Below are 11,776 nucleotides of genomic sequence, written 5' to 3' on the forward strand. Positions count from 1 at the left end.
TAGTCATTAATTGCTTGAAACAATACTACTTATTTTTGCTCAAGTTTAAAGTATTCGTTTGTGAGCAATCTTTTGAAATTAAGGCAGAATTATAACATCATTGCACAAAAATGATAAAACAAGCTCGAAGCAAGCTTGTTTTTATCTATCCAAGAATGCACTCGAATTAAACAGGATACGCTGTCGCGACTTCCTGACTAATCATTGCTGCGGTTGCCGCAGATAGCGTCCAACCTAAGTGCCCATGTCCTGTATTAAAGAACACACGTTCTAACTTTCCACGGCGTACTACAGGCATCATATTCGGCATCATAGGACGAAGACCTGCCCAAGGGACCGCATGCTCTGTCGAAACTTTAAAGTTACGATTGGTCCAGTCAACAAGAGGTTGAATCCGATCTGCCCGGATATCACGGTTATAGCCATTAAACTCAGCAGTGCCCGCGACACGGAAACGATCTTTACCTAAACGTGAAGTTACGATTTTTGCGCTTTCATCTAGCAAACTCACCCATGGCGCATTTTGCTGGCTTTCTTCGTCATTTAACATCACCGTAATCGAATATCCCTTTACAGGATAAACATTGACGCGTTCTTGGACCAATTCGGCCAATTGATAGCTACCCACCCCAGCACAAACCACAACAGCATCGGCAGCCAACATTTCCACTTCATTTGGAAGCAGTTCAACATTCTCTGAACTTGGCTGTAACTTCACTTCAACACCTGAAGTTAAATGTTCGATATCTGTCACATCCATACCAAAACGATACTTCACACCTAATTTTTTGGTGACTTCAGCCAAACCTGTGGTGTACTTATGAATATCACCCGTCGCATCACCCTCACAATAAAATCCAGCATAATAGTCGCCGGTCAGTGTCGGCTCAATTTGCTTAATTTCTTCATTGCTTACACCACAACGTTCAAGTCCACCTTTATTGAGTAAATCATTAACTCGAATGGCAACGTCATAATCTTGTTTATTATGATAAAAATGCAAAATACCACGCTTTTCTAAATTGAAGTCGATTGACTCTTTATCCGCAATTTCGAACAAGCGTTGACGAGCCAATAAAGCCAATCTTACTGTTTCATGGGTATTGGCCTCATAATGTTTAATATTACCCAGAAATTCCATCAGCCATGCATATTTATGCACACTAAATGCAGGATTGAGCAATAAAGGGGCAGATTTTTGAGACATCCATTTCATGCCTTTCAGCACTGTCGATTTTTGGTTCCAAACTTCCGCATTGCATGCAGACAGTTGTCCACCATTTGCAAAAGAAGTTTCCATCGCAGGAAATAAATGACGATCAACAACGGTCACTTGATAACCAAGTAAGCTTAATTCATATGCAGTTGTGACGCCTGTAATTCCAGCACCAATGACAACGACATGACACATAGACACCTCCTTTTTATTGTTTGATGTCAACCCCATCTGTCATGTGTACCTGAGAGCTTCGATCTAAAACATCCCATGACGTTTTAAACCATCCCCTTCGGTGAGTGATTGAACACTTCTCTCCAGAGTTTTTTCATTATTACAGTCCTTTTGCCTGAGAGTTTCCGGGGTCGTTGCTCCTTCGGCGAATGCAGAACATTTCTCTCCTGCAATAATGCTTATTATTCTATGAGCAATTTATATACCATGTAATCACCCGATTTGAAACTGCTCTTAAAGTATTATCTTTCGTTTATTTTTATAAAGCACAACCTCAGCTTAGGACAAACGTTGCACTATACTGATCAAAATTGCGCTGTTACTGCTTTAAAATAGGACATATCTATCGCGCACATCTGAGCTATGCTGAGGTCATCTAAACATTTTTAATAGTGATGATTTATACATCTTAAGATGCTTCATTCTGTTTCTCTCCTGTATTAAAAGAATGAATGAGTTGTTCTGCATCTTGATAAATTTCTTGCCAATGCGGTAGTAACTCACTGTGAAAGCTTATAGTGATATAACTCGTATTAAACCCATAATTGGGTTGATGTGTATTAAATTCACAACTTGTTGCACCAGTCTTAAAATAAAGACACTTAATGGTTAGGCTTACCTCTTTACCTTTACGCTCCTGCCAATACACCTTTTTTCCAACACCATCATCACTTTTTACGTCTATTTCGTAGAGTCCCAAATCTGAGTTAAATGTTTTTGTTTCATCTATCCATACTTCACTCACCTCTTCTCCACCAGAAGACATTCCTTTCCTTAAGTATTGTTTTAAAATCAAAAACTCATTAAAAAAGTCTTTACTTCCCCACTCCTCTTTCCAAACTGAGCGTTGGCTTAATGCTATTTTGATATCATTTTTATACTCAGAACCTAGTCTAAAGCCTTCACTCGACGTTGTCATTTCAGGCCATCTCACTTTCAAAGCAATATGTTGAATTTGATCATCACAACCTTTAGCCTCGTGTTCTTTTTTAATATTTTTCCCCCAATAATTCACACCTTGATAAGTCACTCTGCCAAAAAGTAAATACTGCTTATCAATAAGCATATGCTGATCACCAAATTTTCCACAAGCATATAAGCGCGCTTTAACTTTTTCAGGGTCATGCATACTGTCGTAGCCGTATATCAACAATGAAATAACCAAAACTGTGAGTAGTGATAAAAATATAATGGTGCCTCGTCTGACTGTGCTAATTTTTTTATTCATATGCCCCTTCTTTTTTCTTTTAAAAATGAACTCTCTAAATGACTTAACCCGAATCACGGATAAGAAATTGACTTGAAAAAGAGAGGAACTAAAGCCATTCACTGTGTGACCACACTAAACTTATGACTCTAACCCTTATGTTCCTTGTGCCATATATGGCTTACACTCAATTATTCTATGTTAATAATAATTTCTTTCAGAAACGAGAAAGACTCGAGCTCTAAATTTGCTTGCTCAGTAAGACCAAATGAAGATTCATCAACGGTTGCCCTACATTGGTATCTAATAAGATTAGCTCTCATACGCAAATAAAAAGTCAGACCGAAGTCTGACTTTAATATGTACTCTCTTAAATATAAAGAGAATTTTCTAGTATTCAATCGGTGCAAATGGTGCAACGACGTCTGCATTTTGAGCACGATGACGCAGAAAGTGATCCATTAAAACAATCGCAAGCATTGCTTCTGCAATCGGAGCCGCACGCACACCCACACAAGGGTCATGACGACCTTTAGTTAATACATCCGTGTCTTCACGATTAATATTGATCGTTTTACCCGGTGTGGTAATAGATGCTGTTGGTTTAAGCGCAATTGCAACACGAATAGTTTGACCACTCGAAATACCGCCCAAGATACCCCCTGCATGGTTCGCAAGGAAGCCATCAGTGGTTAACTCATCACGGCTCTCATGTCCAAACTGACCAGCAACGGCAAAACCATCCCCAATCTCAACCCCTTTGACCGCGTTAATAGACATCATGGCATGGGCAATGTCAGCATCTAGACGGTCAAAAACAGGCTCACCCCAACCTACAGGCACTTTTTCAGCCAAAATTTCAAGCTTTGCACCGCAACTGGTACCTTGTTCACGCAATGAAGTCACAAGAGCTTCAAAACGCGGTACGGCATCGACATCGCCACAGAAGAATGGATTATTAGGTACTTCATTCCAATCCAATTTTTCCGCATTTTCAGTCCCAATTTGGGTTACATGACCACGAATTAAAATACCAAACTTTTCAGCCAAGTATTTTTTCGCAATCGCACCCGCAGCCACACGCATAGCCGTTTCACGCGCACTTGAACGACCACCACCACGATAATCACGGAAACCATACTTTTGTGTATAAGTATAATCTGCATGTCCCGGACGAAAGCTTTGTGCAATGTTACCGTAGTCTTTGGATTTTTGATCGGTGTTACGGATCAATAAACCAATTGGTGTGCCTGTTGTTTTACCTTCAAACACACCTGAAATGATTTCAACTTCATCAGGTTCTTTGCGCTGCGTCGCAAATTTAGAGGTGCCCGGCTTACGACGGTCTAAATCTTTTTGCAAATCGTCTGCTGTAAGCTCAAGACCCGGTGGAACACCATCCACAATCGCCATTAAGCCTACACCATGAGATTCACCACAAGTCGTTACACGGAAGAGTTGCCCTATACTATTACCTGCCATGTCTAACGACTCCTTTTATGCTTGAACAGATTGAATGAATAAATCACGGAATTGACGGCATTGAGCAGCGGTCAATGCAAAGATTCCTGTACCGCCTTTTTGGAACTGTAACCAGTAAAAATCAACAGTATTAAAGTTTTGGCGCATTGCCCATTCAGAATTACCCACTTCAATCACGATGAGACCATCTTCAGTTAAGTAATCTGGCGCTTGAGCTAACATTTTACGAACCAAATCTAAGCCATCTTGACCTGCCGCCAATGCCAATTCTGGCTCATGGTGGAATTCTTCAGGTAAATCTGCCATGTCTTCAGCATCCACATAAGGTGGATTCGACACGATGAGATCATATTGATTTTCAGCAGGAATTTTGGAGAACAAGTCAGACTCAAGTAAAGCGACTTGATACTGTTTGTCGTGGTGTTCTGAGTTAATTTGAGCCACTTCTAAAGCTTCTTTAGAAATATCTGTTGCATCTACTTCGGCATCTGGGTACGCATAAGCCAAAGCAATCGCGATACAACCAGAACCCGTGCACATATCTAAAATACGTTGTGGCGTTTTCGGATTTGGGTTTTCTGGCAAGTTATTGACTGCCTCACCCATTTGGCCATTTTCACCTAAGCAATAAGGCGCAAAACGGTTTTGAATCAATTCTGCAATCGGTGAACGTGGAATCAGTACACGTTCATCGACATAATATGGCTTGCCATCAAAATATGCCAAATTAAGCAAATACGAAGTCGGTACTTTTTCATTAATACGACGTTCTAATAAGCTTAAAACTTCTGTCTTTTCGCTTGGTAGTAGCTTCGACTCTAAGATTTCAGCATCCGCATTCCAATCTAAAGATAAAGTTTGTAAAACCAAAGCTGAACTTTCAGCAAAATAGTCTTCTGTACCTTGACCTAAATGTGCATCGTATTGACGTAATGCTGTCACTCCAAAACGGATAAAATCACGAATTGTGCTTAAGTTTTCAGCGGCTTCCTGTATATGTTCAGGGCTAATAGTCGGGCGATCCACTAAAGGCGTCTCCAAGGTCATAATAAAAACGCCTTATGATACCCTGTTTTTCTATGATTTATAATGTTTTGATGCACAGCAAACACATTTTCATACGCTTTGCTCTTATTTGCTGATACGGCCTGTACGTGCTTCGTACATATCTGCACGGGTTTGTGTCATTTGCATCAGACACGAAATACGCTGTAATTCAGTCTTTTCATTTTTCACGATAGGTTTGTTATTACAAATCTGATCACGCTGCGCCAGCCATTGCTGATGAGACTGTTTAACCAGTCCTTGCTCTTCTGCAGGAGCCTTCGCTAAATACGGCTTAAATACTTTCTTTAAGCGTTTCTTTTGTGCTTTATATTCTTTACTCATACATGCATCAATTTCACTCAACACATTGCCAGTTTGCTTCATGCATGCTTCATATTTTTTAGTTGGGCCCATTGCATAGGCTGAACCACTGAACAATCCCACAACAAGCAATGCACTAAATATTTGTTTCAATTCCTTTCCCCAAAGCAAATTTTCTTCATTCATTTTTTAATCTAGTCATTCACAGCATCTGCGTGCTGCAGCGCTTTAATATAACATCCTATTTTGTATGAACATACTAGCCCCCTATAAAATTTCCACTGCACAGCTTTTTACATGAACTCACAGGCTTTGCATTGAAACCTGATCAAACAGCCTTATTATAAGGTGAGTTCTTCTGCCAATATTCCCCAAATTTATGAGTTATAAACACAACAATTTAATGGCGATGCGTGAACGCTATTGGAATGACACCGAAAACAATCATGTCGCCACTGAAAAAGCCTATTTCCAAAAGCTGTTACAGCAGCAAGGGATCTATGAATATGCAACCATTGAGGATGCTCGATACTTCTTTTTTAGTCTACCGAGCATCATCATTGTTAAAGGTTATGCACATGGATTTATGCACCAACCAGTACAAGAAATGATCCTGCAACACATACAAACACATAAAGATGAATTGATTCAGAAAAATACCCTTAAAGTAAAATTTCGCATGTAACAATCCCGATTAGGCTGTATTTAGATGGTTGCTTAACACTTATGGCCTTTTTTAACTCGAGATTCAGCAAGTTGAACTTTTTTAATACGTGAATACACGATATTATCCGTTACAATCTAAAATGCTGCCCTTGCTGATGAAAGGATTTTACTGAATTATGTCAGATCACAACGATAAGCTTAAACAACTGAAAACCTCCTCTATGGATCGTCGTTTATCGATTGCCAAAGCTTCGTTGCTTGCTGGAACACGTTGGGCTGCTTCTAATGCGACAACTATGTTTTCTAGCGAAGAAGAAAAAGAAAAGAAACGCAAAAAAGCAATGAAAGAACAGGCCGATTATCTTGTTTCTGAAATAGGCAAACTTAAAGGTTCTATCGTCAAAATTGGCCAAATGATGGCGCTTTATGGTGAACACTTTCTACCTGAAGAAATCACGCAAGCCTTAAATACTTTAAATAATCAAACGGTCGCTTTAGCGTGGCCTGCGATTAAACAGCAACTGCACAGCCAGTTGGGTTCTAAACTGGATGATTTGACCATCGATCATGAGCCACTGGGCACTGCATCACTCGCACAAGTCCACCGTGCAACGCGTAAGTCTGATGGTTTAGAGATGGTATTGAAAATTCAATATCCAGGCGTTGCTGAAGCCATTGACTCAGACATGAGCCTGTTTAAAAACATGCTTAAACTGACACGTATGGTGCCGCAAACACGCGAGTTCGACCAATGGTTCGATGAAGTTCGTGAGATGATGCACCGTGAAGTGAATTATAAAATTGAGGCTGCTACCACACGCCGCTTTGCTGCTCGCTTAAAAGAAGACCCACGCTACATCGTGCCGCAAATTATAGATGGCTACTGCACAGACCAAGTATTGTGTATGACATTTGAACGTGGCGTGCCGATTAACAGCCCTGTCATGCTGTCTCTGCCGCAAGAACGTCGCAACAAACTTGGCGAAGCATCACTTGAAATTGCGGTACGCGAGATTTTTGAATGGGGTGAAATGCAGACCGATCCGAACTTTGGTAATTACCTCGTTCGCTTAGGTAATGGCAATGACATCTTGGACAAAATCGTTCTGCTTGATTTTGGCGCAATCCGACAGTTTGATGAACATTTACTTGGCGTAGCACGTAAGCTCATTCATGCTGGGTTTAATCATAGTAGTGAAGAAATGGTTCAAGCGATGACAGGCTATGAGTTTTTCGACTCTATCCCTCAAAGCATTAAACCGGATATGGCTAAAGTCTTCTTACTTGCAACTGAAGCATTTAGCAGTCCAAGCAGCAACCCAGACTTACCTGCTGGTGTTATGGATGAACACTTTGCTTATGACTGGAAAGCAAGCCAACTTCATAGCCGTGTAATGCAGCAAGCTTCAAAGTCGATGGCATCTCGTTATTTCAGTGTTCCACCCAAAGAGTTTATGTTTATCAGCCGTAAATTCATCGGTGCTTATACATTTATGACTGTGATTGAAGCGAAAACCAATGTTCGTGCAATGGTGAAAAAATTTATCTAAAAGTACATTGACCAAAATGACGCGATGTCATTTTGGTCAATTGATCAATCATTTCAATTCCAAACGACTCAATAAAAAACTTAAAAAACAAAATATTAGAATAATTTAAAATACACCACATACCGTTTATCTTTGACAATACATCATGTCAGTCATGACATAGTTATTCGTATGCCGCTATGTCAGCATAAAACCACAGAATAATTCTGCTGGATGAAAATAATGACAAATATGGTAAATAAGGCGCAGGGATTTGGCTTATCACTGATCACAAAAATGGCAAGTAGCGACGTACTTGACCAATTAAAGCTTAGAAAATTTATCGAGAAATCGCTATATCAAGGCTCAAAAGCTGGCTATAAGACTCTATCAAAAACACAAAAAGCCTTTAAAACCAATAAAGATCTACATAAACAACGACTCAATAATCAAGAAAAATCATTGTTTGATCTGAACCATTCTGAAGATCAGCAAATGACCATCGACACCATGTCACAGTTTGCAGCGGATGTACTTTACCCATTAGCCGCAAGTGCCGATCAAAATGAAACTTTTCCAACAGAGCTTTGGCAATATATTGAAGAGCTAGGTCTGAACTTTTATGCTTTGCCTGAGGCACTTGGGGGTGTCGCTGCTGAGAAAAATATTCTGAGTAATGTACTTATTGCAGAGCATCTGGCCAAAGGTGATTTTAGTTTAGCCGCTGGTATGCTCTCTACTTTTAGTGTGATTAATGCCGTTACACAATGGGGTTCTGAACAAGTACAGGCTTTATATTTAAACAGTTTTGCGCAAGACAGTAGCATTCGCGCTAGCTTTGCAATTCAAGAAGCTACGCCTGCTTTTAATCCTTACCAGCTAAAAACCAAAGCCATTTCACGTGATGGTCAATATTTTATCCAAGGTGAAAAGACACTGGTACTATTGGCTGAAAGTGCAGATATTTTCCTTGTCAGTGCTGAACTTAATGGCCAAGCTGAAGTTTTTATTCTCAGACGGGATGAAAGTATTCAGTTTAAAAAATCTCCCGCTATGGGCCTCAAAGCTACCGAAACAGCAACTTTAATTTTTAATCAAACCCCTGCTTTACGCTTAGGTGATGAAGATTTCAACTACACGGCATTTTTAGACCTCGGCAATTTAATGTGGTGTGCAATGGCGGTTGGCACATGTGAAGCGGTCAAAAAATATTGTATTGAATATGCCAATGAACGCACCGCCTTTGGTGAACCCATTTCCCACCGTCAAAGTGTTGCATTTATGATTGCCGATATGGCCATCGAAATTGATGCCATGCGTATGCTCATTCTAAATGCCGCAAGTCTAGCTGAATCTGGGCAGACATTTCACCGTGAAGCCTATTTAGCACGCTTACTTTGTGCCGAAAAAGCCATGAAAATTGGCACCGATGGTGTACAGATTTTAGGTGGGCACGGATTCACCAAAGAACATCCTGTTGAGCGTTGGTATCGTGATTTACGTGCAACAGCAATTGTTTACTCTGGTCTACATGCATAATAAAAAGGAAAACTGGCATGAATTTACAGAACCCTAAGAAATTTAAATTACTGATTGATCAAGCCCACCAAGTGGCCATCAATGTACTTCGCCCTATCTCCCGAAAATACGACAAAGCTGAACACAGCTACCCTAAAGAACTGGATATGCTGGCATCTTTAGTCGATGGTATGAATGAGGGTGGTGAAGGTATGAATGCGGGGGCTGCTGTCGGCAAGCGAGGTACCAATGAACAAGGCAATAAAAATGGAGTGAATCTCTCTACCGCTTTAAGTGTGATTGAAATGTGTTATGGAGATACCGCTTTACTCCTATCGATGCCCCGCCAAGGTCTAGGAAATTCAGCAATTGCAGCTGTTGCCAATGAGGAGCAGCTAGAGCGCTTCAAAAACACATGGGCAGCTATGGCAATCACTGAACCAAACTGTGGCTCGGACTCTGCGGCTATTCGCACCTCGGCAATAAAAGATGGTGATGATTACATCTTAAACGGTGAAAAGATTTTCGTGACTTCAGGGGAGCGTGCTGACGCTATCGTCGTTTGGGCAACGCTGGATAAAAAATTAGGCCGTTCAGCCATCAAATCTTTTGTAATTCCTAAAGGAACTACTGGTATGGCAGTAGAACGTTTGGAGCATAAACTAGGAATCAAAGCCTCTGATACCGCAGTTATTCGTTTAATCAACTGTCGAGTACCAGCCAATAACCTACTGGGAAATGCGGAAATTGACATTGCTAAAGGCTTTGCTGGCGTGATGGAAACTTTTGATAATACCCGTCCGCTCGTTGCAGCGATGGCTATAGGCTGTGCCAAGGCCTCACTACAACGAATTAAAGAAATCTTCAGCGATTGTTTGGATCCTCAATATATAACACCATACTTACAGACGACTCATATTGCGAGCCAAATTTATCGCATGGAGGCTGAATGGGAAGCGGCTCGTTTGCTGACCTTAAAAGCCGCATGGATGGCAGATAACAAGAAACCGAACTCAAAGGAAGCCTCCATTTCCAAAGCCAAAGCTGGTCGAATTTGTAATGAAATTACCCTTAAGTGCGTCGAACTTGCGTCAACGGTTGGTTACAACGAAGATGAGCTTTTAGAAAAATGGGCAAGAGATTCTAAAATTCTAGATATTTTTGAAGGTACGCAACAAATTCAGCAACTCATTATCGCACGCCGTGAACTCGGAAAGTCATCGAGCGAATTGAAATAATATAAAACATCTCATTCAGATATGTTGATGCCATAGTTTTTATAAATAGAAGATTATGGCCTCACATTGAAGTAATATAAAAGTAGAAATTACTGGACTTAAATTCATGCTATCTAACAACGGCTGAACTTATTTGTTGGGCTTCAAAAAACGTATCGCTATCACAGAACTTAGATTTATTGAGCAAATTTAATATTTGGAGAATAGTAAGTCTTACCAACTTAGATACTGCTTAGGCTATTTATTATAAGCAAGAAGAATTTCTTTGACTTGTCCATGCAATCACCTATAAAAAAGTTAAATACTATGGGGTTATATGACAAAACTATCTTTGCAAGTGGATCTACTAACAGCATAAAATCTAGAATTTCAATTAATCGCCTCTATTTAGCTTAAATAAAGTACGGATTTAACAAAACCATAAAATAGTACCTTCTGTCTCAACTTGACTGTAATTGCACAGCTCAATATGATCTTCTCAGACATTATACCAATGGATATACAGTTTGCTGAATTATCAACGATACTTACCAACATCTCATATTAAAGCTAAATCTGTTTTAATTTTAACAACAACTTTAATATTTACTGGTTGTTCATCACTTGGTGGCGGTTCAGTTGAAAAGCGTTCAGCAAAATTAGCCAATGGCATTCAAAAGGCATATGCTGTTGAACCAACAACAGCACTACGTATTGCACCTATGATTGTACAAAGTGCAGATCGTTATAATGTGGATCCATTACTAGTTGCAGCAGTCATAAGACAAGAGTCTAGCTATAGAAATTATGCTGTTTCCCCTGCTGGTGCTATTGGACTTACTCAAGTTATCCCACGCTATTGGCAACAAACCTGCCCTGGCGATTTATTTGAAGAGATTAATAATATTAATTGTGGCACCTATATTCTCGCTAGCTATAACCAAAAAGCAGAAAGTTGGCCCAAAGCTTTGGCTTATTATAATGTCGGTCCAACAGGATACCATTCGACCTGGAAAATGAAGCGTCAAGGAAAGAAATATGCCAAACAGGTTAAAGCACATCAAAAAAACTTAAAAGATGCTCTGTAACCTCTTTTAAATAAGACATAAAAGTCAGCAACTGCTGGCTTTTTACCATTTAGGCCCTTATAGATAAGCTATTTCACTTGTTCTCTATCTCTTTTTCCCTCTTAATAATTATTTATTTTTATTATTTTAACCTTCCTTGCATAAAAAAATCCCCCTATCTCATTTGAGTTAGGGGGATTTGAATTAATGAGCTGGCGATGACTTACTCTCACATGGATAACTCCACACTACCATCAGCGCTAAGAGGTTTC

General features: G+C 39.9%; 10 protein-coding genes and 1 riboswitch. Of the genes, 5 read left to right on the forward strand and 5 right to left on the reverse strand.

Features of this window, described 5'->3' with window-relative positions; all coding sequences use genetic code 11:
- Window positions 1-166: 166 nt before the first annotated feature.
- From KVY11_RS15340 to KVY11_RS15360, 5 genes are all read right to left on the reverse strand, one after another.
- On the reverse strand, window positions 167-1,411 hold the full coding sequence (locus tag KVY11_RS15340; RefSeq protein WP_004693024.1) for a D-amino acid dehydrogenase: 1,245 nt from the start codon (window positions 1,409-1,411) through the stop codon (window positions 167-169).
- Between the two features lie 132 nt (window positions 1,412-1,543).
- A riboswitch (glycine riboswitch) is annotated at window positions 1,544-1,630 on the reverse strand.
- 229 nt (window positions 1,631-1,859) lie between these two features.
- Window positions 1,860-2,678: a hypothetical protein gene (locus KVY11_RS15345; protein ID WP_256350808.1), complete on the reverse strand. Its 819-nt coding sequence runs from the start codon at window positions 2,676-2,678 to the stop codon at window positions 1,860-1,862.
- A gap of 369 nt (window positions 2,679-3,047) precedes the next feature.
- The gene (gene aroC / locus KVY11_RS15350) at window positions 3,048-4,139 is read right to left on the reverse strand and encodes a chorismate synthase (RefSeq protein ID WP_218289433.1); all 1,092 of its coding nucleotides are present in this window, start codon (window positions 4,137-4,139) and stop codon (window positions 3,048-3,050) included.
- Window positions 4,140-4,154: 15 nt separating this feature from the next.
- Entirely contained in the window at window positions 4,155-5,165 is a 1,011-nt protein-coding gene (prmB, locus tag KVY11_RS15355) for a 50S ribosomal protein L3 N(5)-glutamine methyltransferase (RefSeq protein WP_010326759.1), read from the reverse strand.
- 105 nt (window positions 5,166-5,270) lie between these two features.
- Window positions 5,271-5,693, reverse strand: coding sequence for a lysozyme inhibitor LprI family protein (locus KVY11_RS15360; RefSeq protein ID WP_004693016.1), 423 nt, complete (start codon window positions 5,691-5,693; stop codon window positions 5,271-5,273).
- Between the two features lie 193 nt (window positions 5,694-5,886).
- On the opposite strand from KVY11_RS15360, the gene KVY11_RS15365 reads away from it, so the two are divergent.
- From KVY11_RS15365 to KVY11_RS15385, 5 genes are all read left to right on the forward strand, one after another.
- On the forward strand, window positions 5,887-6,192 hold the full coding sequence (locus tag KVY11_RS15365; RefSeq protein WP_058951948.1) for a hypothetical protein: 306 nt from the start codon (window positions 5,887-5,889) through the stop codon (window positions 6,190-6,192).
- Between the two features lie 157 nt (window positions 6,193-6,349).
- On the forward strand, window positions 6,350-7,723 hold the full coding sequence (locus KVY11_RS15370; RefSeq protein WP_218289434.1) for an AarF/ABC1/UbiB kinase family protein: 1,374 nt from the start codon (window positions 6,350-6,352) through the stop codon (window positions 7,721-7,723).
- A 231-nt stretch (window positions 7,724-7,954) separates the two neighbouring features.
- Window positions 7,955-9,241 (forward strand): acyl-CoA dehydrogenase family protein, encoded by a 1,287-nt coding sequence (locus KVY11_RS15375; RefSeq protein WP_218289440.1) that lies wholly within the window; start codon window positions 7,955-7,957, stop codon window positions 9,239-9,241.
- Window positions 9,242-9,258: 17 nt separating this feature from the next.
- Window positions 9,259-10,458: an acyl-CoA dehydrogenase family protein gene (locus KVY11_RS15380; RefSeq protein WP_218289435.1), complete on the forward strand. Its 1,200-nt coding sequence runs from the start codon at window positions 9,259-9,261 to the stop codon at window positions 10,456-10,458.
- 506 nt (window positions 10,459-10,964) lie between these two features.
- Complete coding sequence (locus KVY11_RS15385) at window positions 10,965-11,525, forward strand: lytic transglycosylase domain-containing protein (protein WP_010326766.1); 561 nt, start codon at window positions 10,965-10,967, stop codon at window positions 11,523-11,525.
- The last annotated feature ends 251 nt before the right edge of the window (window positions 11,526-11,776 follow it).

It is taken from the genome of Acinetobacter sp. CWB-G5 (genome assembly GCF_019209785.1).
GTDB lineage: Bacteria > Pseudomonadota > Gammaproteobacteria > Pseudomonadales > Moraxellaceae > Acinetobacter > Acinetobacter johnsonii.

Excerpts from the sequence above, each read along its gene's own strand:
- KVY11_RS15340 (WP_004693024.1), bottom strand. The coding sequence starts at position 1,411 with ATGTGTCATGTCGTTGTCATTGGTGCTGGAATTACAGGCGTCACAACT.
- KVY11_RS15345 (WP_256350808.1), bottom strand. The coding sequence starts at position 2,678 with ATGAATAAAAAAATTAGCACAGTCAGACGAGGCACCATTATATTTTTA.
- aroC (WP_218289433.1), bottom strand. The coding sequence starts at position 4,139 with ATGGCAGGTAATAGTATAGGGCAACTCTTCCGTGTAACGACTTGTGGT.
- KVY11_RS15360 (WP_004693016.1), bottom strand. The coding sequence starts at position 5,693 with ATGAATGAAGAAAATTTGCTTTGGGGAAAGGAATTGAAACAAATATTT.
- KVY11_RS15365 (WP_058951948.1), top strand. The coding sequence starts at position 5,887 with ATGAGTTATAAACACAACAATTTAATGGCGATGCGTGAACGCTATTGG.
- KVY11_RS15370 (WP_218289434.1), top strand. The coding sequence starts at position 6,350 with ATGTCAGATCACAACGATAAGCTTAAACAACTGAAAACCTCCTCTATG.
- KVY11_RS15375 (WP_218289440.1), top strand. The coding sequence starts at position 7,955 with ATGGTAAATAAGGCGCAGGGATTTGGCTTATCACTGATCACAAAAATG.
- KVY11_RS15380 (WP_218289435.1), top strand. The coding sequence starts at position 9,259 with ATGAATTTACAGAACCCTAAGAAATTTAAATTACTGATTGATCAAGCC.